Source organism: Variovorax sp. efr-133-TYG-130, from assembly GCF_030208835.1.
In the GTDB taxonomy this organism is placed as follows: Bacteria; Pseudomonadota; Gammaproteobacteria; order Burkholderiales; family Burkholderiaceae_C; genus Variovorax.
The window spans coordinates 99,227-125,886 of the sequence record NZ_JARVTD010000032.1; the positions used below are offsets into that span (position 1 = coordinate 99,227).

A 26,660-nucleotide genomic window follows, 5' to 3' on the forward strand; every position below is an offset into this window, starting at 1 on the left:
AGCTCAGATCCCTAGCGGCAGACGTGCGCTGCTCTTGACCTCTTCCATCACCGCGTAGGTCCGCGTCTCGCGCACGCCGGGCAACTGCCACAGCACGGTGCCCGCGAACTCCCGGTAGGCGGCCATGTCGGCCATGCGGGTCTTGAGCAGGTAGTCGAAGCCGCCGGCGACCATGTGGCATTCCATGATCTCGTCGCGCACCTGCACGGCGGCCTTGAACTGGTCGAACACGTTGGGCGTGGTGCGGTCGAGCAGCACCTCGACGAACACGGTGAAGCCGCGCCCCAGCTTCTGCGGATCGAGCCGCGCCTCGTAGCCCTGGATGAAGCCGTCGCGCGTCAGGCGCTGCACCCGAGCCAGCACCGCGGTAGGGGACAGCGCCACCGCCTCGGCCAGCTTGAGGTTGGTGATGCGGCCATCCTCCTGAAGAATCTTCAGCAGGCGCAGATCGATGCGGTCCAGGTCGAGCATCGGAGGATTATCCGGCTCGCCCATCGATCACTTGAAGAAAATGCGGCCTGCGAGTGCCGGCCATAGGAGATAGAACCAAGGAAATGCCTTGGCCTACCCATTGCCTACCCTTGTCGCGAAAGCAGGGGCATTTTTTGCCGCCGCTCAGCGCAGCGCGGTGCCCGGTTGTGCCTGGGCCTGCGCCGCAGCCTTGCGGCTGCTGTAGTCCGCGGCGGCCTGGCGGTAGCCCGGCTGCGCTGCATCGGCGCCGGCTTCGCCGTTCTGCTTGGCCGCGAGCCCCGACTGCAGCCACAGCCGCGTGTCGGCCGCCACGGCGGCGCGCGTGTTCGTCGAGACCACGGCCGGCGCCTGCGCGATGGCGTCGGTGTAGCCCTGCGTCGGCGCGGCCTTCAGCCACTGCTGCGCGTCGGCGGCCACCGCGGCGCGGGTGGTGGACGACGCCATCGGCACCGGGCGCGGATCGCCTTCCGCATAGTTGCCGGCAAGGCTGGGCGCGGCGGCTGCGCCGAGCAGGGCCGCGACGGCGGTGGTGGCCAGCAGACGGGCGGTGGACGAGGGCTTCTTCATGCGTAACTCCTTGATGTGGTTGCTTGTGTGTTGATCGGTGGAGACAACTCTAAGAAGTGGATCCGCCGGATCGATAACCCGTCGATGACGGTTCTGTCATCTGCGCCGCTCACTCGCGCGAGGCGCCCTAACGTCTCTTGCATAACCGCCAGCGCGGCGCGCATAAGCCATGGCGCAACGCGCGGTGGAGGTCTATCGTTGCGGCCACCCGTTCAACCAAGGGATCTCTCATGAGCGAAAAACTCTCCTTCGTCAGCCCTACCGCCAACAGCCCGTGGGGCACCTATCTTTCGCAGGTCGACCGCGTCGTGCCGTATCTCGGCCCGCTGGCCCGCTGGGTCGAAACCTTGAAGCGCCCAAAGCGCGCGCTCATCGTCGACGTGCCCATCGAGATGGACGACGGCACCATCGCCCACTTCGAGGGCTACCGCGTGCAGCACAACATGAGCCGCGGCCCCGGCAAGGGCGGCGTGCGCTTCCACCCCGACGTCACGCTCGAGGAAGTGATGGCGCTGTCGGCCTGGATGACGATCAAGACCGCGGCCGTCAACCTGCCCTACGGCGGCGCCAAGGGCGGCATCCGCGTCGACCCCAAGAAGCTGTCGCTGCAGGAGCTGGAGAAGGTCACGCGCCGCTACACCAGCGAGATCGGCATCATCATCGGCCCGCACACCGACATCCCCGCGCCCGACGTCAACACCAACGCGCAGATCATGGCGTGGATGATGGACACCTACTCGATGAACGTCGGCGGCACCGCCACCGGCGTCGTCACCGGCAAGCCGCTGCACCTGGGCGGCTCGCTCGGCCGCGTGAAGGCCACCGGCCGCGGCGTGTTCGTCACCGGCCGTGAAGCAGCGCGGCGCCTGGGCATGGACCTGCGCGGCGCGCGCATCGCGGTGCAGGGCTTCGGCAACGTGGGCTCCGTCGCTGCCGAACTCTTCGCCGAAGCGGGCGCCAGGATCGTCGCGGTGCAGGACCATACCGGCACCATCGTCAACAGCAACGGGCTCGACCTGGCCAAGCTGATTCCAGTGGCCAACAAGGAAGGCGTGGTCGCCTTCAAGGCCGGCGGCGACATCGTGCCGAACGAAGACTTCTGGAACGTCGCCTGCGACATCCTGATCCCGGCCGCCCTCGAAGGCCAGATCACCGCCGAGCGCGCGCAGAAGACCACCGCCAAGCTGGTGCTCGAAGGCGCCAACGGCCCCACGGTGCCGACCGCCGACGACATCCTCGCCGAGCGCGGCGTGCTGGTGGTGCCCGACGTGATCTGCAACGCCGGCGGCGTGACCGTGAGCTACTTCGAATGGGTGCAGGACTTCTCGTCCTTCTTCTGGGACGAGGACGAGATCAACGTGCGCCTCGACCGCATCATGATGAACGCGCTCAACCAGATCTGGGACACCGCGGACAAACACAAGATCACGCTGCGCACCGCGACGTACGCGGTTGCTTGCGAGCGCATCCTGATGGCGCGCCAGGAACGCGGCCTGTATCCCTGATCTCCCTGATCGCAGGGCGCCGGTCCTTGTATGCTGCGGACCCATGAGCGGTCCGCCAATTCACCTCGATCCCGCGTTCGTCGCGTCGCCCGATGCCCTTCTCGAATGGCTCCGGTCCGCGGTGACGTGGGACGAGCGCATGCGCGCACGCCAGACCGCCAGCTTCGGCGTGCCCTACGATTATTCGCAGATCGCCTACGAGGCCGTGCCGATCCCCGCCCAGCTCGAAGCGCTGTGCGACCGGATCGAAGCCGCGCTCGGCTTTCGTCCCAACAACTGCCTGCTCAACCGCTATGCCGACGGCGCGTCGTCGATGGGATTTCATTCGGACGCGCTCGACGCACTGGCGCCCGGCACGGGCGTGGCCATCGTGTCCGTCGGCGCTACGCGGTCGATCGCGTATCGCAGCAAGTCCGACAGCAGCGCCCGATTCGACTACCCGCTGCCGCACGGATCGATGCTCTACATGTCGGCGGCCGTTCAGCAGGAATGGCTGCACGCGATTCCCAAGGCCGATGGCGCGGGGGAGCGTATCAGCCTGACGTTCCGCGAGATTCTGAAATAGCGCCGCGGGACGCTACCCTCCGGCAATGACTACCCATTCCGCGCAGATCCTTCCTCCCCTCCCGCTCGACAGCGCCGCCCGCCTGCAAGCCCTGCTGGCCGGCGGCCGGCGCAAGCTCCTGGGCCTGGTCGGCGCGCCCGGCGCGGGCAAGTCCACGCTCGCTGCGGCGCTGCTCGCGCTGGTGGGCGCCGACCGTGCGCAGGTCGTGCCCATGGACGGCTTCCACCTGGCCAACGTCGAGCTGCAGCGGCTCGGCCGCGCCGGCCGCAAGGGGGCGCCCGACACCTTCGACAGCGCCGGCTACGTCGCGCTGCTGCAGCGCCTGCGCGAGCAGCGGCCCGACGGCGACATCGTCTATGCGCCGGAATTCCGCCGCGAGATCGAGGAGCCGGTGGCCGGCGCCATCGCGGTGCTGCCGACGACGCAGCTCGTCATCACCGAAGGCAACTACCTGCTGCACGACGCGGGTCCGTGGGCCGGCGCGGCGGCGATGCTCGACGAGGTCTGGTACGTGGACATCGACGACGCGCTGCGCGAAGAGCGGCTGGTGCGGCGCCACCAGCAGTTCGGCCGCAGCCTCGAAGAGGCGCGCGCTTGGGTGGCCGGCACCGACGCGCCCAATGCGCGGCTGATCGCGGCCACGCGGGTGCGCGCGCACCACGTGCTGCCCTGGGGCTGAGTCCGCCAGGAAAACTTTCATGCCGGACAGGGAACGCCGGCGCGCCGCTGCGCTCGAAGCCTTGCCGGCAAATGCGCCGGTTAGCATTCGCCGCTCCATGCCGTCCATGCACCCCATGCACTTCCGTTCTCTTCGCGCACCGATCCTCTTGCTGGGTCTTTCGTCCGCACTCGTACTGGCCGGCTGCGGCGGTGTCGCCCAGCGCAAGGTCAACTACGAGCCCGAGGCCTTCGGCTCCACCACCACCCACACGCGCGACTACCAGGCCACCGAGGCCGAGACCTGCGAAGCCGCGCGCCGCGCGCTGCTGAGCCAGGGCTACATGATCACCGCGGCCAACGCCGACCTCGTGACCGGGCGCAAGAGCTTCCAGCCGGCGGCCGAGGTGCATGTGGAGGTCGAGTTCCGCGTGGTCTGCGCGCGCGAGAGCACGCGGGGCGGCGGCAAGGCCAGCAAGAACACCGTGGCCTTCGCGACGGCGCTGCAGGACCGCTACGGCATCAAGAAGGTCAACAACTCGGCCAGCCTCGGCGTGGGCGCGATCGGCTCGCTCTCGCTGCCGTTCTCGGGCAGCGACGACGCCATGGTCAAGGTCGCGAGCGAGACGCTGACCGACGAGCGCTTCTACGACCGCTTCTTCGCGCTGCTCGACCGCTTCCTCGACGGGCCGCAAGACGAGGCCGACGCGCCCCAGGAAGAAAAGCCCGAGAAACCGGCCGCGGCCCCGGTGCCCGCCGAAGGCCCCGCCACCACCTACCCCGTGAACTCGTCGCCGAACCGGGGCTGATGCCGGTCGCCAGATAATAAGATGAGTCTTACAATCCGGGCATGGCTTCGACCTCCCCGGATCCGGCGCAGTGCGCCACGCGTCTTCGCAACTCCGTCGCGCTGCTGTCGCGGCAACTGCGCAGCGGCAGCGCCACGCCCGACGGCCCGAGCGTGGCCAAGCTCAGCGTGCTCGGCCAGTTGCACCGCCACGGCCCCAGCACCTCGACCGCGCTGGCTGCGCTGGAGCGCGTCAAGCCGCAGTCGCTGACGCGGCTGCTGGCCGAGCTCGAAGCCGAAGACTGGATCGCGCGCGCGCCGCATGCCAGCGACGGGCGGCAGTCGGTGCTGTCGCTCACGCCCGAAGGCACGAAGCGGCTGAGGGCGATCATGCGGTCGCGCGAATCGGCGCTGGCCGAGGCGATCGGCGCCACGCTGGATGCGCAGCAACGCGCCGTGCTGCTGCAGGCCTGCGAACTGATCGACGGCCTCGGCGCCGCGCTGGCCGTCGATGCCGCCGGAGTGACGAAGCCATGAACGCGATGCCGGCGCTGCAGCACTTCGCCGGGCTCTGGCGCCACGGCCGCTGGCGTCCCGGCGTGCAGCTGGCCGGCGCGGTGGCGCTTGCCTGGATCGTGTCCGTCGCGCTGCGCCTGCCGGAGAGCTTCTGGGCCGTGATGAGCGTGCTGATCGTCATGCGGCCGAGCGCGGGCTCCACGCTCGATGCCGGCTGGGACCGGGTGCGCGGCACCGCGGCCGGCGCGCTCTGCGGCCTGGCGGGTGTCTACCTGCATCACCACGGCGCGCCCGTGCTGCCGGTCACGCTGGCGGTCGTCATGCTGCTGGCCTTTGCCGGCGCGGCGGTGCCGGGCCTGCGCAGCGCGCCCGTGGCGGCGCTGATCATCCTGTCGGCCGGCGGCATCCCCGGCCACTCGGCGTTGCAGGTGGCGCTGCTGCGCATGGCGCAGATCGGCATCGGCGTGGGCGTGGCGATGGCGGTCTCGACGGTGATGTCCGAATACCACGCGGGCGTGCGCTTCGACGAAGGCTGCGCCGCCTTGCTGCGCGGTATCGCCAGGCGCATGGCGGCCACGTCCCGGCCCACCGATGCCGAGAGGGAACGCATCGACACCGGCACGCGCGCAGCGCTGGGGCGGCTGGCCGTGCTGGCCGGCAGCGCCGACCTGGAGGCGCGATGGTGGCGACGCGGCACGGCTGCGGGCAATGCGCGCACCTACCGCGACAGGGCGCGGCTGGCGGCGCGCATCTTCCAGGATGCGGTCGTGCTGGACCGCGTGTTCCGGCTGGAGAAGGGCGACGAAGCGCCGGACTCGTTCCGGCATGACGCGGCGCGAGCGGCCGCCAGGGCCATTGCCGCAATGGCCGACGCACTCGAGGGCAAGGGCGCGCCGCCGGACACCGCGGAACAGCTCGAACGCTGCGCGCACGCGTCGCGCGGCACCCCGTCGAACGCGATGCTGGCCGCGCCGCTGAAACTGTTGCTCGACGACCTCCGGCTCTTCCGTCACACACTGCAACCCGCCCGCCATAGCCCGTCCGGCGCCGGCTGAGTCTTCGAATCACCCTAGAATCTTCCGGAAATCAATCGTTTCGGAGAGGGACGGGCATGGAAGACCAGACGCAGGACGCGCGCTACGCGCCGCCGCAATCCCATGTGGAAGACGTGCAGCAACCCGGCCAGCCGCAGCCGGGGCAGCTCGCGACGCGCGGCAAGCGCTTCCTGGCTGCCATGGTCGACGGTGGCATCGCGGTCGGCGCGCTGTGGCTGCTGTCGATGTTCACGCCCTACGACATCTGGAGCGACGACGGCCTCGGCCTCTGGACACCCCGCGTGACCGACACCGCCGTCGGCATCGTCCTCTACCTCGCATTGCACGGCTACCTGCTGGCCACGCGCGGCCAGACGATCGGCAAGGCGCTGTTCAAGATCCGCATCGCGCGGCCCGACGGCTCGAAGCCGTCGATCGGCCGCATCCTCGGCTTGCGCGAGAGCCCGCTGTTCCTGGCGAACATCGTGCCGATGCTCGGGCAGATCTTCGTGCTGATCGACAGCCTCCTCATCTTCCGTGAGTCACGCCGCTGCCTGCACGACCAGATCGCCGATACGGTCGTGCTGCAGGCCTGAGCGTTGGTGCGCCTCGACACCCTCTACACCGCCGAGACTCCGGAGGGCATCGCGCTCTCGCTGCGCCCGGCCGGGATGTTCGCGCGCGGGCTGGCTTACCTGATCGACTTCGCGATCCGGCTGGGCATCTTCGTCGGCATCTCGATCACGGTCGGCATGCTGGGCAAGATGGGCTTCGGCATCCTGCTGGTCGCCTACTTCTGCCTCGAGTGGTTCTATCCGGTGATCTTCGAGCTCACGCGCGCGGCGGCCACGCCAGGCAAGCGCGTGATGGGCCTGCGTGTGGTGATGGACTCCGGCCTGCCCGTGACGCCCGCCGCCTCGCTCACCCGCAACCTGCTGCGCGCGGCCGACTTCGTGCCTTCCTTTTACGGCGCTGGCATCGTGTCGATGCTGTGGCGGCGCGACAGCAAGCGGCTGGGCGACTTGGCCGCCGGCACGCTGGTGGTGTTCAGCGACCAGGTGAGCCTGCACGGCAGCGTGCCCGCCGCCGAGCCGCAGGCGCCCGCGCGGCCGCTGACCGCGCGCGAGCAGATGGCCGTCGTCTCGTGGGCTGGCCGCGCGACGCGCCTGACGCCCGAGCGTTTCGACGAACTCGCCCGCATCGCGCAGCCGGTGCTGGGCCCCGACACCTCCGCGGGCGGCGGTGCCTCCGCGTCGCAGCGCCTGCTGGGCGTGGCGCAGTGGGTGCTGGGCCGGCGCGGCGGCGGCGCAGCCCAAACCAGAGGAGGCACGACGCGATGACGCCGCTGGATTTCGAAGCCGCCTATGCGCCCCTGTGGGCCGAACTCGAAGCCGTCATCGGCGTGGCGGAGACCAAGCGCAAGTTCGACGGCGCGCGGCTCGCCACGCTGTACCGCCGCGTGTGCGAGCACCTCGCGCTGGCGCAGGCCAGGGCTTATCCGATCCACCTCACGCAGCGGCTCGAAAGCCTGACGCAGAGCGCACACCGGCTGATCTACCGGCAGCACGACTACGGCCTGGCGCGCTTCGCCCGTCTGGCGCTGGTCGACTTTCCCGAAGCCGTGCGGGCGCACCGCGTCTACCTGTGGGTGTCGGCGCTGATGTTCGTGCTGCCGCTGCTGGTGGCGGGCTGGGCCGCCTGGCGCGACCCCGGCTTCATCCTGCACCTGCTGGACGCCGACAACGTGCAGCAGTTCGACGCGATGTACAGCGACGACGCCGACGCCTTCGGCCGCACGCGCAGCGCCGGCGACGACTGGCAGATGTTCGGCTTCTACGTGATGCACAACATCGGCATCGGCTTCCGCTGCTTCGCGGCCGGCATCTTCGCGGGCGTGGGCAGCGCGGCGCTGGTGGTGTTCAACGGCATCCAGATCGGCGCGGTCGGCGGCTACCTGATCGGCGCGGGGCATGCGCAGAACTTTCTCTCCTTCGTCGTCACGCATTCGGCCTTCGAGCTCACGGCCATCGTGCTGGCCGGCGCGGCCGGGCTGCGGCTGGGCTATGCGTGGATCGCGCCCGGGCGCCACACGCGGCTCGAAGCCCTGCGGCTGGCCGCGCGCCATGCGGTGGTGATCGTCTACGGCGTCATCGGGCTGCTGCTGATCGCCGCCGCGGTCGAGGCCTTCTGGTCTTCGGCGCGCTGGATCGCGCCGGCCGTGAAGTACGGCGTGGGCGGCGCCTGCTGGGTGCTTGTACTGGCGTACCTGGGCTGGCAGGGCCGGCCGCGCGGCGGCGCGGAAGCGGCGCCGGAAAAGGAGCCCGGCCGTGCAGGTTGACGGCCTCGCCATCGCGCTGCGGCCACGCCCCATGGCCGAGGCCGCGGACCTGGGCGCGCAGCTCGTGCGCAGCCATGCACGCTCGGTCTGGCGCACCTTCCTGCCGGTGTACCTGGCCACGGTGCTGCTGGCCTTCTGCACCGTCGAGATCGCGGGCTGGCTGCCGAGCCTGCTGATCTTCTGGCTCAAGCCCTGGCTCGACCGCAGCCTGCTGTTCGTGCATTCGCGCGCGGTGTTCGGCCAGGAGACGCGCTGGGCTGACCTGTGGCAGAACCGCCGCGCCGTATGGGGCGGGCAACTGCTGCGCACGCTGGTGTGGCGGCGGCTGTCGCCCTGGCGCTCGTTCACCCAGGCGATCGACCAGCTCGAAGGCCAGCGCGGCGGCGCACGCAGCAAGCGGCGCGCGCAGTTGCTGCGCGGGCGGCGCGGCGCGGCCACGGGCATGCAGCTGGTGTATGCGAACGTGGAGATGGCGCTCGACATCTGCCTGCTGTCGCTGCTGTTCTGGTTCGCGCCGGAAGGCAGCGCGCGCGAATTGTTCGGCTGGCTCACGCAGTCGGACGCGCCGCTGCAGAGCCTGCTGGCCGCGGGCGCCTACGCCATCGTCGTCGGCGTGCTGGAGCCGTTCTACGTGGGCGCCGGTTTTGCGATGTACCTCAACCGCCGGGTCGAGCTGGAAGCCTGGGACATCGAACAGGAGTTCCGCCGTGGCTTCCGCTGACGTCCGCCGATGGCTGTTCGCTGCCGTGCTGGCCGTGTGCTGCGCGGCGGGCACGGCCTCGGCCGCGACCGATACCGCCCCGACGCGGGAGCAGGTCAGGGCGGCCGCCGACAAGGTGCGCGCCGACCCCAACATGCCCGGCGTCAAGACCGAGAAGAAGCTGCGCTTCAAGGAGCGCGACGACGACGAGGAAGAAGAGCCCGAGAAGAAGACCGACAGCCTCGACTGGCTGCGCGACTTCGTGAGGGCCGTGGCCGAAGGCGCGCGCTGGCTCATCTGGGGGCTGGCCGCGCTGGCGCTGGCCTGGCTGGCGATCCGCATCCACCGCTGGGCGCGGGTGCGTGCCGGCGGCGCGCGGCCCGGCAAGGCGCCGCTGCCCAGCCATGTGGGCAGCCTCGACATCCGGCCCGAGAGCCTGCCCGACGACGTCGGCAATGCCGCCGCGGCGCTCTGGCAGCGCGGCCAGCACCGGCCGGCGCTGTCGCTGCTGTATCGCGGCGCGCTGTCGCGGCTCGTGCATGCGCACGGCGTGCCGGTGCGCGCGGCGAGCACCGAGGGCGAGTGCGTGGCCCTTGCCGCCGGCCGGCTGCAGCCGCAGGCACAGGCCTTCTTCGTGCGGCTGGTGGATGCCTGGCAACTGGCGGCGTACGGCGGGCGCCTGCCTTCCACCGCGCAGGTGCTGGCTCTCTGCGGCGAGTTCGACCTGCACCTGCCGGCAGTCGCCGCGCCCGTGCCCGGCTTCGCGCAGGAGGCCGCCGCATGAAGGCCTGGGCGGTCCGCATCGTCGCGGTGCTCGTGCTGGTGCTGGCCGGCGGCTGGCTGGTTTCCGCCACCGAATGGGCGGAAACCGAAGTGCCGACGCCCGCGAGCGAGGAGGTCAGGAAGAACTCCTTCTATGCCGTGCAGTCGCTGCTGCGCCACCTCGGCGCCGAGGTGGTCAGGCGCGAGAACCTGGACGAGCTGCCGCCCGCGCAGGCGCGGCTGGTGCTCGCCTCCAGCTACTGGGACATGTTCCCCGAGCGCGGGCAGCGCCTGCGCCGCTGGGTGGAGCAGGGCGGCCATCTCGTGATGCCGGGCCACCTCGCGAGCGGGGACATGCTGGAGAGCTGGATTCCGCTGGTCCGAGAAAAAACCGTGCGGCCGGACGAGTCCGACGAACCCGTCGCGCCGAAGAAGAAAAAGTCCCGCTCGCAGCGCGACGAACAACGCACCAAGGATGCCGACTGCCGCATGCTGGCCGAGCCCGACACCGTGCCCGCGAGCTTTGCGGGCGGGCGGGGCTTTCGCATCTGCACCTGGGCCGAGCCCGTGCAGTTCAGTCCCTCCGACAAGCGGCAGCCGCCGCTGTGGATGGCGCGCGGCGCACGCGGCGCCGAGGCGATCCGCGTGCGCGTCGGCCAGGGCACCGTCACCTTGCTGCCCTCCGGCGTGTGGCACAACCAGAACCTGCTGCGCGGCGACAACGCGCTGTTCGCCGTGGCCGCGCTGCAGCTGCGCGCCGGCTCGCAGGTCTGGTTCGTCGCCGAGGAGGCGCGCGAGCCCTTCCTGCGTTGGCTCTGGCACAAGAGCTGGGTGGTCTGGGTCGTGGGCCTGCTGGCGCTGGCCGCCGCGCTCTGGCGCGCGGCCGTGCGCTTCGGCCCGCTCGCGCCTTCGGCCGGCACGCATCGGCGTTCCATGGCCGAGCAGGTGCGCGGCACCGCCGGCTTCCTGCACATGCACGGCGGCGACGCGCTGCATGCGGCGCAGCTGCGCGCACTGAACGAATCCGCCACCCGCCAGCTGCGCGGCTATGCCCACCGCGACGCGTCGGCACGCGCCGACGCCATCGCCAGGGCCACTGGTCTGGAAGCGGCCATGGTCGTGCGGGCGATGGCCGAGCGCGCCCGCAACCCCGGGGCCATGGCCCTCGACCTGGAAGTGCTGGAAACCGCACGCCGGCGGCTCGATGCCAACGGGCCGTTCGTGCCTTCGCCTCCTTCCGCTTCTTCTTCCCCCTCCACACCCTGAACCGAGAGACGACGCCCATGCAAGCCATCCAACCCGAAGAACTGACGCGCGCGGCCCAGTGGCTGCAGACGCTGCGCGCCGAGGTCGGCCAGGCCGTGGTCGGCCAGCTCGAGGCGGTCGACCAGACGCTGGTGGCGCTGGTCGCGTCGGGCCATGTGCTGATCGAAGGCGTGCCGGGCCTGGGCAAGACGCTGCTCGCGCGCGCGCTCGCGCAGGCCATGACGCTGCGCTATGCGCGCGTGCAGTTCACGCCCGACCTGATGCCCTCGGACATCACCGGCCACGCGGTGCTCGACATCGCCTCGCGCGGCGACGGCAGCCTCGGCACCCTGCGCGTGCACCAGGGGCCGGTGTTCACCAACCTGCTGCTGGCCGATGAAATCAACCGCGCGCCGGCCAAGACCCAGAGCGCGCTGCTCGAAGTCATGCAGGAGTACCAGGTCACGCTCGAAGGCACGGCCATGCCGCTGCCGCGTCCCTTCATGGTGATGGCGACGCAGAACCCGATCGACACCGAAGGCACCTACCCGCTGCCCGAAGCGCAGCTCGACCGCTTCCTGCTGAAGATCGACATCGGCTTTCCCAGCCACAGCGAAGAAAACGCCATCGTGCAGCTCACCACCAACCAGCGCGCCGGCAACCAGTTTCCGCTCGACGCGGTGCGCCCCTGCCTCGACGAGGCGCAGGTGCTCGAGCTGCAGCGGCTGGCCTGCCTGGTGCAGGCCGACGAGCGCGTGATCGACTACGCGGTGCGCATCGCGCGCGCCACGCGCGACTGGCCGGGTCTGTCTTCGGGCGCCGGGCCGCGCGGCACCATGGCGCTGGTGCGCGCCGCCCGCGCCGCCGCGCTGATGGCCGGGCGCGACTTCATCACGCCCGACGACGTGGCGCGCCAGGCGCTGCCCGCGCTGCGCCACCGCGTGATGATCTCGCCCGACGCGCAGCTCGAAGGCGTCAGCGTCGACGCGCTGCTGCGCGCCGCCCGCGACAGCGTCGAAGCCCCGAGGCTCTAGGCCAGCGGATGCGCATGGCTGTTCCGATCCCCGCGCGCGCGGCCGTGCTGGCGCTGGCCGGCCTGGCCGTGGCCGCCGCCGCGGCGCTGCTGCTGGGCGCGCCGCTGGGCTACGTGGCCGCGGTCGCGGGCGTGCTGCTCGCGCTGGGGCTCGTGCTCGCGGCGTTCGACCTGTTGCACAGCCTGAGGCTCTGGCGCGCCGCGCCGCTGCGCATCGAGCGCAGCCTGCCGGGCGCGTTCTCCCTCGGCGTGCCGACGGTGCTCACGCTCTCGCTGGTGAATGAAGGCGCGCAGCCTTGGCGGGTGGCGGTGTTCGACGAACTCGACGCGCACTTCAGCTTCGACGGGCTGCCGCAGTCCGTCACCGTGCCCGCGGGTTCGCGCGCCGTGCTGCGCTACACCGCCACGGCCACGCAGCGCGGCGTGGCGCAATTCGGCGCCACCCAGCTGCGCTGGCGCACCCGGCTCGGCTGCTTCGAGGTGCGGCAGACGCTGGGCGAGCCGCGCCGGCTGCGCGTGTATCCCAACTTCGCCGCGCTGGCGCGCTACGCATGGCTGTCGGGCGACCGGCGGCTCGCGCAGATCGGCATCAAGACCTATGCGCAGCGCGGGCTGGGCACCGACTTCCGCCAGCTCGCCGACTACAAGACCGGCGACTCGCTGCGCCACATCGACTGGAAGGCCACGCAGCGCCAGCGCCGCCCGATCGTGCGCGAGTTCCAGGACGACCGCGACCAGTGCGTGCTCTTTTTGCTCGACTGCGGCCGCCGCATGCGCGCGGACGAAGGCGCGCAGGCACAGAGGGCCAACAGCCACTTCGACGAGGCGCTCAACGCGCTGATGCTGCTGAGCTACGTGGCGCTCAAGGAGGGCGACGAGGTCGGCGCCATGACCTTCGGCTGCCCGCCCGAAGAGCGACGCGACTTCGCGCCGCGCAAGGGCACCGCCACGCTCAATGCGCTGATGAACCGGCTGCACGACATCCAGCCCGGCGCCACCCATTCCGACTACCTGCTGGCCGCGCAGGAGCTGCTGCTCACGCAGAAGCGGCGCGCGCTCGTCATCGTGCTGACCAACTTCCGCGACGAAGACGCCACCGAACTGCGCCCCGCCATCAAGCTGCTGCGCCGCAAGCACCTGGTGCTCGTTGCGAGCCTGCGCGAACGCGTGCTCGGGCGCATCGCCAGCCAGCCGCTGGCGCAGCCGCGCGACGCGGTCGACGTGGCGGCCGCGCACCTGTTCGACCAGTCTAGGCGCGACGCCTTCGCGCGCGTGGTCGGCAACGATCCGCTGTCGGTCGACGTCGAGCCGGCCGACCTGGCGGTGGCGTTGGTGAACCGCTATCACGCCGTCAAAAGGGCTGGCCTTTTGTAGCCATCCCTGTCCAAAATGTTTGCGCTCAGTCAATCGTTCAACTACCAACAGTCAGAGGAGAAGAAACACATGACGGATTTCACCAACGCCAATCCCAACCTCAACCCGAACCCCTATGCAGCGCCCCGCGCTGCCGTGGACGACGTCTACGACGACAACGCGAGCGTGCAACCCGTGAAGCTCTGGTCCGCCAAGGGCCGCATCGGGCGGGTGCGCTTCCTGGCGTACATGATGTATTCGTACCTGCTGTGCGTCGCGGGGGCCGGCGTGCTGGGCGGCATCATCGGCGCGGCGGGCCTGGGCACGCCGACCGGCATCGGCATCGTGACCGTGCTGGCCCTGATTCCCTATTTCATCTTCTATGTGCTGGTGGCGATCCAGCGTACGCACGACATGGACTGGTCGGGCTGGATGCTGCTGCTGGGACTGATCCCCCTGGTCGGGCTGATCTGGGTCTTCAAGGGCGGCACCAAGGGTCGCAACCGCTTCGGCGCGCCGCCGCCGCCCAATGGCATCGGCGTCATCATCGGCGCGTGGCTGCTGCCCGTGGTCGCGCTGGTCGGCATCGTGCTGGCCATCGCGATGCCGGCCACCCGCTAACGCACCAGCGTCGACTTGCCGAACAGGCTCTCGATGAGTTCCACGGCCACCTCGGCCGTCTGGTTGCGCACGTCGAGGGCCGGGTTCAGCTCCACCACGTCGAGCGAGCAGAGCCGGCCGGTGTCCGAGATCATTTCCATGCACAGCTGCATCTCGCGGTAGGTCGGCCCGCCGCGCACCCCGGTGCCCACGCCGGGCGCGATGCCGGGGTCGAGGCAGTCGAGGTCGAAGCTCACGTGCAGGTGCGTGTCTTCGTCCACGTCCTGCAGCGCTTCCGTCATGGTGGTGCGCATGCCGTGTTCGTCGATGTGGCGCATGTCGAAAACGTTCAGGCCCAGCGTGCGGATGGCTTCCTTCTCGTCGCTGTCCACGCTGCGGATGCCGATGAAGCGGATGGCCTCGTGCGCCAGCGCCGCGCGCTCGCCGCTCCAGCCGGTGAGCACCGAAGGCCCGTGGCCCAGCAGGCACGACACCGGCATGCCGTGCAGGTTGCCGCTGGGGCTGGTGGTCTCGGTGTTGACGTCGGAGTGCGCGTCGAGCCACAGCACGCGCAGCTTCTTGCCGCGCCGGCGCGCATGCCACGCCACCGCGCTGATCGAGCCGATGGCCAGGCAGTGGTCGCCGCCCATCATGAGCGGCACGTGGCCCGCGCCCAGCGCGCTGTCGACGGCGGCGTAGACCGAGCGGTTCCACGTGACCACCTCGTCGAGATGGCGCAGCCCGTTGGCCGGCGGCGCCCATGGCGTGGCGGGGCCGGCGAGGTTGCCGCGGTCGATCACCGCGAAGCCCTGTTTCGCCAGCGCCTCGGGCAGGCCCGCCACGCGCAGCGCATCGGGCCCCATGCCGGCGCCGCGCACGCTGGCGCCGATGTCGGTGGGGGCGCCTATCAGTTCGAGGGTGGTGGTGTTGTTGGTCATGCCGGCTTCCCCAGGTGTTGCCACAGATATGCATAGCCCAGCGCATCCATGAACGCCGATTCCTTGTTGTCCGCAGCCGCGCTGTGGCCGCCTTCCATGTTCTCGTAGAAGCTGCTGTCGTAGCCCAGCGCCAGCATCTTCGCGTGCATCTTGCGCGCATGCACCGGCCCCACGCGGTCGTCGCGCGTCGACGTGGTGAAAAGCGCCGGCGGGTAGGCCTGGCCCGGCTTCGCGTTCTCGTAGGGCGAGAAGGTGCGGATGAACTCCCACTCGTCGGGCTGCTCCGGGTCGCCGTATTCCGCAATCCACGAGGCACCGGCCGACAGCTGCGTATAGCGCCGCATGTCGAGCAGCGCGACCTCGCTCACGATCGCGCCGTAGAGCTGCGGGTACAGCGTGAGCATGTTGCCCATCAGCAGCCCGCCGTTGCTGCCGCCCATCGCGCCCAGGTGGGCGGGCGAGGTGATCTTGCGCGCGATGAGGTCCTCGGACACCGCCGCGAAGTCTTCGCAGGTGCGCAGCCGGTTCTCCTGCAGCGCGTCCTGGTGCCAGCGCGGGCCGTACTCGCCGCCGCCGCGGATGTTGGCGATGACGTACACGCCGCCCCGGTCCAGCCATGCGCGGCCGATGCTGCCGCTGTAGCTGGGCTGCAATGAAATCTCGAAGCCGCCGTAGGCGTACTGCAGCGTGGGGTTCCTGCCGTTGGCCTGCAGGTCCTTGGCGGCGATCTCGAAGTAGGGCACGCGGGTGCCGTCCTTCGACTGCACGAAGTGCTGGCTCACGCGGTAGCGCGAGGCGTCGAAGAAGGCCGGGCTGTGCTTCAGCACCTGGGGCTCGCCCTGGCCGATGGTGCCGATGTAGAGCGTGGTCGGCTGCAGGAAGCCGCTCACCGTGAGGAAGTAGTCGTCATTCTCGTCCTCGTCGATGCCGCCGGCCGCGATGGTCGAGAGCGCGGGCGCGCCACCCAGGCTCTCGCGCTTCCACGGCCCCTTTCCATCGGTGGGCGGCGTGAGCACCTCGAGGCGGTTCACCACGTCGTGCATCACGTTGAGGATCAGGTGGTTGCGCGTCCACGAGTGGTCGTCCAGCGCGGTGGTGTCGTCGGGCTCGAACAGCACCGTCAGCTCGCGCCTGCCGGCCATGTAGTCGTCGAACTTCGCGGCCAGCAGCGAGCCTGATGCGTAGGTGCGGCCACCCACCGTCCAGTCCTCGCGCGGCTCGATCAGCATCCACTCGCGCGTGATGTCGGTGTTGGAGTCGTCGGGCACGTCGATCTTCACGAGCTGGCCGCCGGCGCCGCGCAGCCAGGTCTCGCTCTCGTAGAAGTCGATCTGCCGCGTGACGAAGTCGCGCTCGAAGCCGGGCGTGTTGTCGCGCCAGGCACTGACGGACATGTCCTCGTGCAGGCCCTCGTACACCGTCACGGCATCGGCCAGCGGCGTGCCGCGCCGCCATTCCTTCACGATGCGCGGGTAGCTGGAGCTGGTCATCGAGCCGGGGCCGAAGTCGGTGGCCACGTAGAGGTGGTCGATGTCTTTCCAGCCCACGTGGTTCTTGGCCTCGGGCAGCGAGAAGCCGCCTTCGACGAACTGCGCGGTTTCCAGGTCGAACTCGCGCACCACGTCGGCGTCGGCGCCGCCGCGAGACAGCGAGATCAGGCAGCGCCTGTAGTCGGGCTCCAGGCAGTCGGCACCGTGCCAGACCCAGTTCTCGCCGTCGGCCGCGGCCAGCGCGTCGAGGTCGAGCACGGTCTCCCAGGCGGGCTGCGTCTTGCGGTACTCGTCCAGCGTGGTGCGGCGCCAGAGGCCCTTCGGGTGGTCCTTGTCGCGCCAGAAGTTGTAGAAGCGCGCACCTATCTTGCGCACCATCGGAATGCGGTCGTCCGAGTCGAGCACCTCGAGGATGCCCTGCTGGAGCGCATCGAACGCGGGCGACCGCGCATAGGCCTGCACGGTGCGGGCGTTCTGCGCGCGGGCCCATTCGAGCGGCTTGTCGCCGTCGATGTCTTCGAGCCAGAGATGGTCGTCCTGGGCTTGCTGCGGGGGGAGGCTGGATGTCATGGCCTCAGTGTACGGAGGCTGCGTGAAACGGGCGACGCGAGCAGCGGTCGCCCTGCCCGCCGGCACATGGCACTTTTTCGCTACTTCGGGCAAACCCCTGCCTCCCGAGTGCCTTCCCCCGGTGGAAACACTGAATAACCAGCGGCCCCGGAACGCGGTGCCCGCGCTATCCTGCCAAGCGGCGCACGCCCCACCAAGGAGACACAACACATGAAACACCTGAGCGGACTTGATGCCACTTTCCTGCACCTGGAAACGCCGGAAATGCCGATGCACGTGGGCTCCCTGAACGTGCTCGACCTGCCCAAGGGCTACAAGGGCGACTTCTACGAAGACGCCAAGAACTTCATGGCCAGCCGCATCCACCTGGCCGACGTGTTCACGCGCAAGCTCGCGCTGATGCCCTTCGACATGACCAACCCCGTGTGGGTCGAGGACGACGACATCGACCTCGACTACCACGTGCGCCACATCACCCTGCCCAAGCCCGGAACCAACCGGCAGTTGCAGCAATACGTGGCGCGGCTGCATTCCACGCTCATCGACCGCAGCCGGCCGATGTGGGAGTTCTTCATCATCGACGGCCTCAAGAGCGGGCAGGTGGCGCTCTACACCAAGGTGCACCATGCGGGCATCGACGGGCAGGCGGGCGTGGAGGTGGGCAAGGCCATCTTCGACCTCGAGGCCACCGGCCGCGTGGTGAAGCCGCCGCGTTCGCGTCCGCGCAGCAGCGGCTACCAGCTGGGCATGGCCGAGCTTGCGACCGCGGCGCTGCGCAACACCGCGCAGCAGTACGTGAAGCTCTTCAAGATGGCGCCCGCCATCGCGCGCGCCATCGGCGGCCTGGCCAAGCCCGACGAGAAGGCGGCCGAGAAGAACGCGACCGCCGCGCCGAAGAAGTTCAACCTCTTCGCGCCGCGCACCTCGCTCAACGTGTCGATCACCAACCAGCGCACCTTCGCCGGGCGCACCATCTCGCTGGCCGAGACCAAGTACATCGCCAAGCACTTCGGCGTGTCGCTCAACGACGTGGTCATGGCCACGGTGGCCGGTGCGCTGCGCCACTACCTGGCCGACAACAACGAGCTGCCGGCCAAGCCGCTGGTGGCCGGCGTGCCGGTGAGCCTGCGCGAGGCCGGCGACCAGACGGCCAACAACCAGGCCAGCATGATCCTGGTGAGCCTGGCCACCGACATCACCGACCCGTTGCAGCGGCTGAAGGCGATCAACGCGTCGTCGACCTCGTCGAAGTCGACCATGAACCGCTTCAAGGCCGTGGTGCTCGACGACTTCCCGACCTTCGCCGCGCCCTGGCTGGTGTCCGGCATCGCGTCGATGGTGGGGCGCTCTGGCATCGTCAACCTGCTGCCCCCGGCGGCCAACGTGGCCATCTCCAACGTGGCCGGCGCGCCGTTCCCGATGTACTTTGCCGGCGCGCTCGTCACCTGCTACTACCCGGTGTCGATCGCCAGCCACGGCACGGCGCTGAACGTGACGGTGCAGAGCTACAACGGCCGCATGGACTACGGCCTGATCGCCTGCCGCCGCGCCGTGCCCGACATCACCGAGATCGGCGACTACCTGCTGGCCGAGCACAAGCTGCTGATGGAGCTGACGCAGAAGCACCCGGCCGCCGCGGGCGCCGCGCCCGCGCCGGTGCCGCCGAAGACGGTCGAGGCACCTGCCGACGAGGCGGCGGCCGCCGCGCCGGTTGCCGCGAAGAAGAAGCCGGTCGCGCGCAAGAAGGCGCCGGTGAAGGTCGCGGCGGCGGGGAAGGCGGTGAAGGCCGTGAAGGCGAAGGCGCCCGCCAAGGCTGCTCCCAAGGCGGTGGCGAGGAAGGCCAAGCCCGCCCCCAGGCCCACGGTCCCCAAGCCGCCGGCGCGCAAGGCCGCTCCGGCCAAGCGTTCCGGCGCTTCGCGGGCCGCGGCGGCATGAAAAGAAAATTGGGGCAGTTGGACTAGTTTTCCGACCGTTCTAGTTTTCCAGGCCTAGGCCTTGCGGAAGAAGATGGGTCCATCGCGAAAGACACCCCGTTTCCTTCGCGAACCTTTCAACTTCAAGGAAACCACACCATGTCCACGCAGACCACCATCGCTTCCGCAGCCGTCCACGTCGTCGGCCAGTACAACGACGCGGGCAAGACCCTGGTCGGCGCCTACCGCACCGGCGTGCATCGCCTGCTGAACGGCGCCGCTTCGCGCTACAGCGACTTCCTGGGCAGCCGCCAGATCCCGATGGTGAGCGAGAAGGTCAAGGCCAACCTGATCGGCGCGCAGGAGAAGGTCAACGGCTTCCTGGCCAACCGCCTGGACATCGACACCAGCCGCATCGTGAACGTGATGGACCGCGTGGCCGCGGGCACCACGACCGGCATCGAAACGGTCGCCGCCCGCGTGGCGCGCGTCGAATCGCCGGTGGCCACCTCGGTCATCAACACGCTGAGCGCCATCAACCAGCCGATCGCCACCGTCTCGGTGCAGATCGCCGACAAGATCGTCGCCGGCACCAGGCAGATCGAAGCCCGTGTGAGCGGCACCGAAGAAGCCGCCAAGCCGGTTCGCACGGTGAAGGCCAAGGCTGCCGTCGCCAAGAAGCCGGTTCGCCGCGCTGCTGCCCGCAAGGCGGCCTGACCCCCGGGGCGCCTCTCGGCGCCCTTTTCATTTTTCCGGCATCTGGAGCACCTGCATGGCGACCCGTCCTGACGAAACCGCAAACGCGAAGAAGAGGGCGGCGCCTGCCAAAAAGAGGGCGCCGGCCGTGAAGAAGAAAGCGTCCGCCGCCAGGAAGCCCGCGGCGCAGCCCGGCAAGGCCGAAGGCCTGCTGCGCGCCGGCCTCAAGGCGCTGGACAACGTGCGCAACGACGTCGCCAAGCGCCAGGCCAACGTGATCGAAGGCCTGCTCGGCATCGGGCAGGGCAAGGTGCCCGGCCTCGGCCTCGACGGCTTCGGCATCCGCAAGTTCGAGGACGTGTTCGATCAGCGCGTCGCCACCGCCCTGCAGCGCCTGGGCATGCCCGGCGCGGACGAAGTGCAGGCCCTGCGCGACGAGGTTGCGCAACTGCGCGAACGCGTGGCGCAGCTCGAAGGCACCGCCACCGCCGCCACCGCCACCGCCGCCCCGCGCGGGCGCGGCAAACGCTGAGCGGCCACAACGCAACGCCCCGGTTGTGGCCAGCTCCAACACCACGCGCGACCGCATCCTGCAGGCCAGCCTTGCGCTGTTCAACGCACAGGGCCTCGCGGCCGTGTCGACGCACAAGATCGCTGCGGAGCTGGGCATCAGCCCCGGCAACCTGCACTACCACTTCAAGGCCAAGCAGCTCATCGTCGAATGGCTGTTCCGGCGCTTCGAGCAGCGCATGGAAGCGCTGAACGGCTCGTCGGCCTCCATTGCCGCCATCGACGACCTGTGGCTGGCCCTGCACCTGCGCTTCGAGGCCATCGACGAGTACCGTTTCATCTACCGCGACATGGCCTTCCTGGCCGGCGAATACCCCGCGCTCGGCCAGCGCGCGCAGGCGCTGACAGCGCAGAACCTGCTGGCCGCGCAGGCGCTGTGCGAAGGGCTGGTGGCATCGGGCGTGATCGAGACCAGCGCCGAGCAGGCCCGCATCCTGGCGCTGCAGATGGTGTTCACCACCACCTGCTGGCTGTCGTTCGAGCGGCTCGTGCCGGGCCGCGACGCGCTGGCCCAGGCCGACCCCGGCCTCGCGGCCTTCTATACGCTCACGCTGGTTTCTCCGTATGTTTCGAGCGAATCGAGGGCTTACCTCGATTACCTGAGGGGCAAATACCTCGGATAAATGTCGTTGTTGTCCGACGGGGCATTGGCTGCTGCAGCCCCAACTTCGTCCTGAAGAAGATAAAAACCAGCAAGGATCCATCCACTATGTCCACCGCCACCCACGCCCGAGCCCACGACTCCATCGCGCCGCCGTCGCGCCTGCTGCTGCTTGCCGAAGCCCGCGCGCTGTGGGAAACCGGCGCGGGCATCGCGATGTGGCCGCTGCTGCAGCTCACGCCGCGCGGCGACGGCCATCCGGTGCTGGTGCTGCCGGGGCTGGTGGCGGGCGACGGTTCCACGCTGCTGCTGCGCCGCTACCTCTGCAGCCGCGGCTACGACGCCCACGGCTGGGGCCTGGGCCGCAACCTGGGTCCGCGCCAGGGCGTGGAAGACGGCATGGTCGAATTGCTCAAGACCCTGCACGAGAAGAGCGGCAAGAAGGTCAGCGTGATCGGCTGGAGCCTGGGCGGTGTGTACGCACGGCTGCTGGCTTCTTCCTATGCGCCGATGATCCGCAACGTCATCACGCTGGGCAGCCCGTTTTCGGGCAGCCCGCGCGCCACCAACGCATGGCGGGTGTACGAAGGCGTGAGCGGGCAGAGCTCGCACGACCCGCGCCGCATGAAGTTCGTGCAGCCCACGCCGCCGGTGCCGACGACCTCGATCTTCAGCCGCACCGACGGTGTGGTGGCATGGCGCTGCAGCATCGAGAAGACCGGGCCGCAGTCGGAGAACATCGAAGTGCTGGCCAGCCACCTGGGGCTGGGCGGGCATCCGGCGGTGCTCTATGCGGTGGCTGACCGGCTGGCGCAGCCCGAGGGGCAGTGGAAGCCGTTCAATCGCGGGTTGCTCGGGCCGCTGGTGTATCCGGATCCGGACCGCGACGCCTGACAAGACCTGGCTGGTGGCTGGCCGAGTGGATCGGCGCCGTCAATCGAATTGACTCGTTCGGGAACATCCGAACCCGTCTTCAAAATCCATCCGGTCCGAAGTGTGTCGCTGCCACTCGGCCCAGCGCGGCCGATGTCCGGGCTCTAAAGGTCTAGCTCGGCTCGGAGCTTGCTCCTGATACTTTCCATCATCGACTTGTAGTCCGGGTCCAAGATGAAGTCGATCTCCGACTCGGCTGCAGATTCGATCTCCCTCAGGACGTGCTCCTCTTCCGGGGCGAGCCCGAACCGGGCAATCTTGGTGCAGATCTCCATCAGGATGGCCATCTTGGCTTGCGACAGGGTGATGTTCACTTCCTTGTCGAAGTCGTACTTGTCGTTCGTCACAGGCTGCCTCTTGTTTGGACGTTGGTGATCTGGGCCGGATTGAGCCGCCATCCGGAAAGAAAGTTGTGCGAAGTATCTGTCATGACGTTCAAGCCCGTGGAGGGGTTGAGATAGTGGATGACAGGATCGCCACGATACGTTCCGCCGATCATCTGCGTGCCCGCACCCTGCACGTGTGCATCGAGGGCCGACTGATAGTTTGCGGCAGCATTCTTGCTCCAAGGATCGTTCACGCCGAAGTCTCTGGCATGTTTGTATTTGGCTTGTAGCTGCTTCTTGTCGTATTGAACCGTGGGCCGGGGCGGCGGTGCCGGGGGTGGAAGGCGTCGAACAACAGTGCCCTGCGCAGGGGGCTCTGGTGCTGGACCCTGCGTCGAAGACTTTCCTCCGACGGGCCGGCCGACTGGTTCGAGGGGAGCGCCGCGAGTGCTTTCCCCGGGTCTTGTCAGAGGCTCGGAACCACGCTTTCCGCCCCCAAGCCCCACGTGTGCAGCGGCCGCATCGAATGCGGCCGCGCCGACCTGATTGGCCGCTGCCACCTGCTCCTCGCTTCCTCCGAGAACACGTGTTGCTGCACCGGGCGCACCGAAGATCGGCCCCAGCAGGGCAATGCCCAGCGTATTGCCGAAGCGCAGGTTCTGCTCGCTCAGCCAGGCACTCTCGGCGCCGGACATGCTGTTCTCCCAGCGCGGCCCCGGCGTATAGACGTCCTGCTTCCGTGGCTTGCGGCATCTCCGGCCTGCCTAAAAAAATAGTGGCACCATGCACAGCCCGTCACCTGTCTATTCCCGCATAAAGCATGTCGGCTTCCTGGAGTCGATGCGCTCGATGCTCAAGCAGGTCGAGTCGTCACGCCGACCGGGGAGGGCATGGTGGAGACAGGGCTCGACCCACCGCGATGTATGAGCTGGCCATCGTCTCGGTCACCGAGGCGCTGGTTCGCATGTGCCGAGCCGCCATCGGTGTCAAGGCCGACGCCGGGCCGCACGGCCTCTCCGACAAGGTGATGGCGCTCGACGCCTGAACGCCGCCGGGCCCTCGGGACTCCTTCTTCAGCTGCCCGCCCACACATCCAGCACATAACGCTGGTCCGCAATCATCCTGTCCATCCACGCGGCGCTGTCGTGCCCATGCTCGCGCGCCAGGTCGCTCAGCGTGCGCCGCACGTCGGGCTCCATGCGCGAGCCGTCGCCGCACACATAGACCACGGCGCCTGCTTCGAGCAGTTTCCACACATGGGCTGACTGCTCGCGGATCAGGTCCTGCACGTAGACCTTGCGCTCGCTCGCGCGCGAGAACGCGGTGTGCAGCTTCATCACGCCGCGGTGCGCCCAGGCCTGGAGTTCGTCGGCGTAGATGAAGTCCTGCTCCGGATGGCGGCATCCGAAAAACAGCAGCGCCTCGCCGAGCGCATTGCCGGCCTCTATCTGCGCCGCGCGTTCCTGCAGGAAGCCGCGGAACGGCGCGAGGCCGGTGCCGGGGCCGATCATGATGAGCGGGCGGCTCGCGTCTTCCGGCAGCCTGAAGCCCTCGGCCGTGGTCTCGCGCACCACGCCGTGCACCGTGTCGCCGGCCTCGGCGCGCGCCAGGAAGTTGGAGCACACGCCCTCGAAGGTGCCGATGCCCGACTTGGCCGGGCCGCTCACCACGCCCACCGTCACGCTGCACTTGCCCGGCGTCATCGTCGGCGACGAGGAGATCGAGTAGTAGCGCGGCGAAAGCGGCGACAGCATTTCGAGGAACACCGCGAACGGCACCTGGCAGGCGCGGTGCTCTTCCAGCAGGTCGAGCAGCGACTTGCGCTTGTGGAGCACGTCGGCCTTGTATGCCGCCTGCGAAGCCTCGTCGCTGCCCGAGAGGGCCAGCAGCTTGGGCTTGGTGAACGGGCACTCGGTGTAGGCCGCGAGTGTGGCGATCTGCTTTCGCGTGGCCACGTCCTGCAGTTCGACGTAGTCGCCCAGCAGGCGGTCGACCGCGATCACCTGCTCCACCGGCAGCGCTGCCTTGCGGCCCGCGACGGCATGCAGGCGCACATGCGCGGTGCGGTCGAAGCCGAAGCGCGCCATGGCACGCTCGACCTGCGCCGGGCTGTTGCGCGGCACCACGCTCAGGTGGTCGCCGGCGCGGTAGACCAGGCCCTCGGGCAGCATCAGCTTGACGTGGCGGGTGGAGCGGCCGGCTTCTCCATTGCCGCCTTTCTGCAGCTCGCGGTTCTCGATGACCCGCAGCGCCACCGCGCCCAGCGCATCGACGATGGCGTTCTTCTGCGGCGGCGGCAGCTCTTCCAGCGTGTAGAGCGGCTCGCTCTGCGCGGGCGTGTCGGCGCCGGTCTTGATGTCGAAGGCCTTCACCAGCTCGGGCCAGAGCGCGTCGCTCCAGTCCTGGAAGGCGCCGTCCATGTCTTCGCGCGCATCGCCCTCGCCGCGCGGATGCACGCGCGTGGCGCCCAGCGCCTCGAGCCGTTCGTCGATGCGGCGCGGCACGGCCTGGTAGGTGGCGGCCCAGTCGGTGTTGCCGCAGCCGAACACGCTGAAGCGCACGCCGTTGAGCGCGTCGTCTGCCTTGTCGAGCCAGCGGTGGAACTCGGCCGCGTTGTCGGGCGCCACGCCGTTGTACGAGGCGCAGACGATCGCCACCGCGCCGTTGGCCGGCAGCCGCTCGGCATAGTCGTCGAGCGAGGCCAACTGCGTGGAGAAGCCGCGCATCTCGCCCGCTTCGGCGAGCTGGCGCGCCAGGTCTTCGGCGGTGCCGAGGTTGGAGCCCTGCAGCACCAGCAGTGAGGTGCCGTGGCGCGCGGCCTGCGGCTTGCGCGCCGCGGCGGCCTGAACGGGCTGCACCGGCGCGGCCGCCGCGTCGGTCATGTTGCCGCGCGGGCGCGTGGCCGGGTCGCGCAGCAGCGCCTTGATCCTGAAGCCCTCGGGCTTGATGGTGAGCGCTTCCTTGATCTTCAGCTTGTAGCCTGTGTGGTCCACCAGGTTGAAGCGCTGCAGGATCATGCCCAGCGTGAGCACCGCCTCCTGCAGTGCGAACTGCCGCCCGATGCAGGCGCGCTGCCCGTTGCCGAAAGGCTTGAAGGCGTTCACCGGCCGCTCGCGCTCGGCCTCGCGGCTGAAGTTGTCGGGGTCGAACCGGTCGGCGTTCTCGCCCCAGATGCCCTTGTCACGATGCAGCGCCAGCGCATGCATGATGACCATGTTGTTCTTCTTGATGGTGTACTGGCCGCCGATCTTCGTGTCTTCCTTGGCGCGCATCGAGATGGCCGGCGCCGTGGGGAACAGGCGCAGCGATTCCTTCAGCACCTGCATCACGTACTGCAGGCGGTTGACCTGCGCGTAGGTGGGCTTCTGCGTGGTGTCGGGGCCGAACACGTTGTCGACCTCGGCCTGCGCCTTGGCCATGGCCTCGGGGTTGTTCAGCAGGAAATAGATGGCGAACGAGAGCAGGCCGCTGGTGGTTTCATGCCCCGCGATGAGGAATTCGATGCACTCGTCGCGGATCATCTTGTCGGTGAGCTGCTCGCCGCTCTTCTTGTCCACGCCAGCGATCATGTAGCTCAGCAGGTCGGGCTTGGTGGCGATGTCGGCGCCGCGCGCGCGCCGCTCCTCGATGATGTCTTCCACCATCTTGTGCATGTAGCGGATGTCCTTGCGCTGCTGCGCAAGCTCCTTCTTCAGCATCAGCTCTTCGAGCGGCAGGCCGCGGCGGTTCTGCACGGTCTCCAGTGTGCGTACCATCGCATCGACGAAGGGATGGAAGCCCTCGCGGTAGAAGGAGTTGAAGCGATAGCCGAAGCCGCACAGGCCGATGGTGTCGAGCGTGAGCGCGGTCATGTCGCGCACCACGTCCACTTCCTCGTCGAAGTTCAGGCGCTCCCACTTGGTGACCAGTTGCCCGGCGATGTCCAGCATCATCGGGTGGTAGGCCTGCATCGCGCGCTGGCTGAAGTTGGCGAGCAAAATGTTGTGCGGCTTCGACCAGGTCTCTTCGTGCGTGTCCGATGTGAAGAGCCCGTGCGACGCGGCACGTAACCGGCGCAAGGCTCCGCGCGTGCTCTTGTCGAAGCGGGCTTCCTCGCACAGCTCGTCGACCAGCGCGGGCGAAGACACCACGATCACCGGCATGCCCGGCATGTCGAGCCAATAGATGCCTCCGAGGTCTTGCGCGATCTTCCACATGTCGAGCACGGGAGAATCGGAGCCGATTGACAGCAGGTTCCCGACGAAGGGCTTCTTCGCCGGATGCGGGATCGGGTGGAGCGAGTTTTTGCCTGCCATCGTTGTTGTGCCTTCGGGTTGGACCCGCTTCGGATGTCCGGGGTGTAACAACCGGAGTATCCCGACGGCACGGGGGCAGGGAGGACGGGGTTTCCCTTAGCTTCCTGGTTCGTTTCTCGGGTTCATTCAGGGCGCGTTCAGGGCGCGCTCACGCCGACGGGGTGCCTTGCTCCGCGAATGTCCCCCGGCCTGCGG

28 protein-coding genes are annotated in these 26,660 nt (G+C 69.1%); 21 read left to right on the top strand and 7 right to left on the bottom strand.

All coding sequences use genetic code 11. The features are described from left to right. Positions 1 to 3: 3 nt before the first annotated feature. Both QRN67_RS27080 and QRN67_RS27085 read right to left on the bottom strand, forming a co-directional pair. On the bottom strand, positions 4 to 471 hold the full coding sequence (locus tag QRN67_RS27080; protein ID WP_081266040.1) for an Lrp/AsnC ligand binding domain-containing protein: 468 nt from the start codon (positions 469 to 471) through the stop codon (positions 4 to 6). A 144-nt stretch (positions 472 to 615) separates the two neighbouring features. Next, on the bottom strand, positions 616 to 1,038 hold the full coding sequence (locus tag QRN67_RS27085) for a hypothetical protein (RefSeq protein ID WP_285414382.1): 423 nt from the start codon (positions 1,036 to 1,038) through the stop codon (positions 616 to 618). Between the two features lie 230 nt (positions 1,039 to 1,268). On the opposite strand from QRN67_RS27085, the gene QRN67_RS27090 reads away from it, so the two are divergent. The 15 genes from QRN67_RS27090 to QRN67_RS27160 all read left to right on the top strand — a co-directional run bounded on the left by QRN67_RS27090 (position 1,269) and on the right by QRN67_RS27160 (position 14,154). Further along, entirely contained in the window at positions 1,269 to 2,543 is a 1,275-nt protein-coding gene (locus tag QRN67_RS27090) for a Glu/Leu/Phe/Val family dehydrogenase (protein WP_081266038.1), read from the top strand. 43 nt (positions 2,544 to 2,586) lie between these two features. Next, positions 2,587 to 3,108 carry an alpha-ketoglutarate-dependent dioxygenase AlkB family protein gene (locus QRN67_RS27095; RefSeq protein ID WP_106936642.1) on the top strand — a complete coding sequence of 174 codons (522 nt, stop codon included), beginning with the start codon at positions 2,587 to 2,589 and terminating at the stop codon, positions 3,106 to 3,108. Between the two features lie 25 nt (positions 3,109 to 3,133). After that, positions 3,134 to 3,787: a nucleoside/nucleotide kinase family protein gene (locus QRN67_RS27100; RefSeq protein ID WP_285414383.1), complete on the top strand. Its 654-nt coding sequence runs from the start codon at positions 3,134 to 3,136 to the stop codon at positions 3,785 to 3,787. 97 nt (positions 3,788 to 3,884) lie between these two features. Then, the gene (locus QRN67_RS27105; protein WP_081266036.1) at positions 3,885 to 4,574 is read left to right on the top strand and encodes a DUF2242 domain-containing protein; all 690 of its coding nucleotides are present in this window, start codon (positions 3,885 to 3,887) and stop codon (positions 4,572 to 4,574) included. A 41-nt stretch (positions 4,575 to 4,615) separates the two neighbouring features. Beyond that, entirely contained in the window at positions 4,616 to 5,089 is a 474-nt protein-coding gene (locus tag QRN67_RS27110; RefSeq protein ID WP_285414384.1) for a MarR family winged helix-turn-helix transcriptional regulator, read from the top strand. Then, on the top strand, positions 5,086 to 6,123 hold the full coding sequence (locus tag QRN67_RS27115) for an FUSC family protein (RefSeq protein ID WP_285414385.1): 1,038 nt from the start codon (positions 5,086 to 5,088) through the stop codon (positions 6,121 to 6,123). The genes QRN67_RS27110 and QRN67_RS27115 overlap by 4 nt, the downstream gene beginning before the upstream one ends. A 56-nt stretch (positions 6,124 to 6,179) precedes the next feature. Then, positions 6,180 to 6,698, top strand: a complete 519-nt coding sequence (locus QRN67_RS27120; protein ID WP_285414386.1) for an RDD family protein — start codon at positions 6,180 to 6,182, stop codon at positions 6,696 to 6,698. Positions 6,699 to 6,704: 6 nt separating this feature from the next. Next, positions 6,705 to 7,442 carry an RDD family protein gene (locus tag QRN67_RS27125; RefSeq protein WP_285414388.1) on the top strand — a complete coding sequence of 246 codons (738 nt, stop codon included), beginning with the start codon at positions 6,705 to 6,707 and terminating at the stop codon, positions 7,440 to 7,442. Beyond that, positions 7,439 to 8,440 carry a stage II sporulation protein M gene (locus QRN67_RS27130; protein ID WP_285414389.1) on the top strand — a complete coding sequence of 334 codons (1,002 nt, stop codon included), beginning with the start codon at positions 7,439 to 7,441 and terminating at the stop codon, positions 8,438 to 8,440. Before QRN67_RS27125 ends, QRN67_RS27130 begins: the two co-directional genes overlap by 4 nt. Beyond that, complete coding sequence (locus tag QRN67_RS27135; RefSeq protein ID WP_081266031.1) at positions 8,430 to 9,161, top strand: hypothetical protein; 732 nt, start codon at positions 8,430 to 8,432, stop codon at positions 9,159 to 9,161. The genes QRN67_RS27130 and QRN67_RS27135 overlap by 11 nt, the downstream gene beginning before the upstream one ends. Next, a complete protein-coding gene (locus tag QRN67_RS27140) occupies positions 9,148 to 9,924 on the top strand; it encodes a DUF4129 domain-containing protein (protein WP_285414390.1) in 777 nt (258 codons plus the stop codon). Before QRN67_RS27135 ends, QRN67_RS27140 begins: the two co-directional genes overlap by 14 nt. Further along, positions 9,921 to 11,168: a DUF4350 domain-containing protein gene (locus QRN67_RS27145; RefSeq protein ID WP_285414391.1), complete on the top strand. Its 1,248-nt coding sequence runs from the start codon at positions 9,921 to 9,923 to the stop codon at positions 11,166 to 11,168. Before QRN67_RS27140 ends, QRN67_RS27145 begins: the two co-directional genes overlap by 4 nt. Before the next feature lie 17 nt (positions 11,169 to 11,185). Continuing rightward, positions 11,186 to 12,181 carry an AAA family ATPase gene (locus tag QRN67_RS27150; RefSeq protein WP_106936649.1) on the top strand — a complete coding sequence of 332 codons (996 nt, stop codon included), beginning with the start codon at positions 11,186 to 11,188 and terminating at the stop codon, positions 12,179 to 12,181. A 14-nt stretch (positions 12,182 to 12,195) separates the two neighbouring features. Next, positions 12,196 to 13,554 carry a DUF58 domain-containing protein gene (locus tag QRN67_RS27155; RefSeq protein ID WP_285414392.1) on the top strand — a complete coding sequence of 453 codons (1,359 nt, stop codon included), beginning with the start codon at positions 12,196 to 12,198 and terminating at the stop codon, positions 13,552 to 13,554. Between the two features lie 69 nt (positions 13,555 to 13,623). Further along, a complete protein-coding gene (locus QRN67_RS27160; RefSeq protein WP_285414393.1) occupies positions 13,624 to 14,154 on the top strand; it encodes a DUF805 domain-containing protein in 531 nt (176 codons plus the stop codon). Here the strand turns inward: QRN67_RS27160 and rocF are convergent. Then, positions 14,151 to 15,071, bottom strand: a complete 921-nt coding sequence (rocF, locus tag QRN67_RS27165) for an arginase (protein WP_285414394.1) — start codon at positions 15,069 to 15,071, stop codon at positions 14,151 to 14,153. The genes QRN67_RS27160 and rocF overlap by 4 nt on opposite strands. Then, a complete protein-coding gene (locus tag QRN67_RS27170; RefSeq protein WP_285414395.1) occupies positions 15,068 to 17,131 on the bottom strand; it encodes a prolyl oligopeptidase family serine peptidase in 2,064 nt (687 codons plus the stop codon). Before QRN67_RS27170 ends, rocF begins: the two co-directional genes overlap by 4 nt. Before the next feature lie 210 nt (positions 17,132 to 17,341). Between QRN67_RS27170 and QRN67_RS27175 the strand changes: the two genes are divergently transcribed. The 5 genes from QRN67_RS27175 to QRN67_RS27195 all read left to right on the top strand — a co-directional run bounded on the left by QRN67_RS27175 (position 17,342) and on the right by QRN67_RS27195 (position 21,805). Further along, positions 17,342 to 19,066 (top strand): WS/DGAT/MGAT family O-acyltransferase, encoded by a 1,725-nt coding sequence (locus QRN67_RS27175; RefSeq protein ID WP_285414396.1) that lies wholly within the window; start codon positions 17,342 to 17,344, stop codon positions 19,064 to 19,066. Positions 19,067 to 19,203: 137 nt separating this feature from the next. Next, positions 19,204 to 19,761, top strand: coding sequence for a hypothetical protein (locus QRN67_RS27180; RefSeq protein WP_285414397.1), 558 nt, complete (start codon positions 19,204 to 19,206; stop codon positions 19,759 to 19,761). A 127-nt stretch (positions 19,762 to 19,888) separates the two neighbouring features. Further along, positions 19,889 to 20,272: a phasin family protein gene (locus QRN67_RS27185; RefSeq protein ID WP_285414398.1), complete on the top strand. Its 384-nt coding sequence runs from the start codon at positions 19,889 to 19,891 to the stop codon at positions 20,270 to 20,272. A gap of 25 nt (positions 20,273 to 20,297) precedes the next feature. After that, positions 20,298 to 20,933 carry a TetR/AcrR family transcriptional regulator gene (locus QRN67_RS27190; RefSeq protein ID WP_081269805.1) on the top strand — a complete coding sequence of 212 codons (636 nt, stop codon included), beginning with the start codon at positions 20,298 to 20,300 and terminating at the stop codon, positions 20,931 to 20,933. A gap of 86 nt (positions 20,934 to 21,019) precedes the next feature. Next, positions 21,020 to 21,805: an esterase/lipase family protein gene (locus tag QRN67_RS27195; RefSeq protein WP_081269806.1), complete on the top strand. Its 786-nt coding sequence runs from the start codon at positions 21,020 to 21,022 to the stop codon at positions 21,803 to 21,805. A gap of 143 nt (positions 21,806 to 21,948) precedes the next feature. On the opposite strand, the gene QRN67_RS27200 is transcribed toward QRN67_RS27195, so the two are convergent. Continuing rightward, the gene (locus tag QRN67_RS27200; RefSeq protein WP_106936658.1) at positions 21,949 to 22,191 is read right to left on the bottom strand and encodes a hypothetical protein; all 243 of its coding nucleotides are present in this window, start codon (positions 22,189 to 22,191) and stop codon (positions 21,949 to 21,951) included. Beyond that, positions 22,188 to 22,865, bottom strand: coding sequence for a colicin D domain-containing protein (locus tag QRN67_RS27205; RefSeq protein ID WP_285414399.1), 678 nt, complete (start codon positions 22,863 to 22,865; stop codon positions 22,188 to 22,190). The genes QRN67_RS27200 and QRN67_RS27205 overlap by 4 nt, the downstream gene beginning before the upstream one ends. Positions 22,866 to 23,089: 224 nt before the next feature. On the opposite strand from QRN67_RS27205, the gene QRN67_RS27210 reads away from it, so the two are divergent. Continuing rightward, positions 23,090 to 23,215: a hypothetical protein gene (locus QRN67_RS27210; protein ID WP_285414400.1), complete on the top strand. Its 126-nt coding sequence runs from the start codon at positions 23,090 to 23,092 to the stop codon at positions 23,213 to 23,215. A gap of 28 nt (positions 23,216 to 23,243) precedes the next feature. Here the strand turns inward: QRN67_RS27210 and QRN67_RS27215 are convergent, their stop codons facing one another. Continuing rightward, positions 23,244 to 26,465, bottom strand: coding sequence for a bifunctional cytochrome P450/NADPH--P450 reductase (locus tag QRN67_RS27215; protein WP_285414401.1), 3,222 nt, complete (start codon positions 26,463 to 26,465; stop codon positions 23,244 to 23,246). Positions 26,466 to 26,660 lie beyond the last annotated feature (195 nt).

Bases quoted from the DNA above. Each gene is read 5' to 3' on its own strand.
- QRN67_RS27080 (WP_081266040.1), bottom strand. From the start codon at position 471: ATGCTCGACCTGGACCGCATCGATCTGCGCCTGCTGAAGATTCTTCAG.
- QRN67_RS27085 (WP_285414382.1), bottom strand. From the start codon at position 1,038: ATGAAGAAGCCCTCGTCCACCGCCCGTCTGCTGGCCACCACCGCCGTC.
- QRN67_RS27090 (WP_081266038.1), top strand. From the start codon at position 1,269: ATGAGCGAAAAACTCTCCTTCGTCAGCCCTACCGCCAACAGCCCGTGG.
- QRN67_RS27095 (WP_106936642.1), top strand. From the start codon at position 2,587: ATGAGCGGTCCGCCAATTCACCTCGATCCCGCGTTCGTCGCGTCGCCC.
- QRN67_RS27100 (WP_285414383.1), top strand. From the start codon at position 3,134: ATGACTACCCATTCCGCGCAGATCCTTCCTCCCCTCCCGCTCGACAGC.
- QRN67_RS27105 (WP_081266036.1), top strand. From the start codon at position 3,885: ATGCCGTCCATGCACCCCATGCACTTCCGTTCTCTTCGCGCACCGATC.
- QRN67_RS27110 (WP_285414384.1), top strand. From the start codon at position 4,616: ATGGCTTCGACCTCCCCGGATCCGGCGCAGTGCGCCACGCGTCTTCGC.
- QRN67_RS27115 (WP_285414385.1), top strand. From the start codon at position 5,086: ATGAACGCGATGCCGGCGCTGCAGCACTTCGCCGGGCTCTGGCGCCAC.
- QRN67_RS27120 (WP_285414386.1), top strand. From the start codon at position 6,180: ATGGAAGACCAGACGCAGGACGCGCGCTACGCGCCGCCGCAATCCCAT.
- QRN67_RS27130 (WP_285414389.1), top strand. From the start codon at position 7,439: ATGACGCCGCTGGATTTCGAAGCCGCCTATGCGCCCCTGTGGGCCGAA.
- QRN67_RS27145 (WP_285414391.1), top strand. From the start codon at position 9,921: ATGAAGGCCTGGGCGGTCCGCATCGTCGCGGTGCTCGTGCTGGTGCTG.
- QRN67_RS27150 (WP_106936649.1), top strand. From the start codon at position 11,186: ATGCAAGCCATCCAACCCGAAGAACTGACGCGCGCGGCCCAGTGGCTG.
- QRN67_RS27155 (WP_285414392.1), top strand. From the start codon at position 12,196: ATGGCTGTTCCGATCCCCGCGCGCGCGGCCGTGCTGGCGCTGGCCGGC.
- QRN67_RS27160 (WP_285414393.1), top strand. From the start codon at position 13,624: ATGACGGATTTCACCAACGCCAATCCCAACCTCAACCCGAACCCCTAT.
- rocF (WP_285414394.1), bottom strand. From the start codon at position 15,071: ATGACCAACAACACCACCACCCTCGAACTGATAGGCGCCCCCACCGAC.
- QRN67_RS27170 (WP_285414395.1), bottom strand. From the start codon at position 17,131: ATGACATCCAGCCTCCCCCCGCAGCAAGCCCAGGACGACCATCTCTGG.
- QRN67_RS27175 (WP_285414396.1), top strand. From the start codon at position 17,342: ATGAAACACCTGAGCGGACTTGATGCCACTTTCCTGCACCTGGAAACG.
- QRN67_RS27180 (WP_285414397.1), top strand. From the start codon at position 19,204: ATGTCCACGCAGACCACCATCGCTTCCGCAGCCGTCCACGTCGTCGGC.
- QRN67_RS27195 (WP_081269806.1), top strand. From the start codon at position 21,020: ATGTCCACCGCCACCCACGCCCGAGCCCACGACTCCATCGCGCCGCCG.
- QRN67_RS27205 (WP_285414399.1), bottom strand. From the start codon at position 22,865: ATGTCCGGCGCCGAGAGTGCCTGGCTGAGCGAGCAGAACCTGCGCTTC.
- QRN67_RS27210 (WP_285414400.1), top strand. From the start codon at position 23,090: ATGTATGAGCTGGCCATCGTCTCGGTCACCGAGGCGCTGGTTCGCATG.
- QRN67_RS27215 (WP_285414401.1), bottom strand. From the start codon at position 26,465: ATGGCAGGCAAAAACTCGCTCCACCCGATCCCGCATCCGGCGAAGAAG.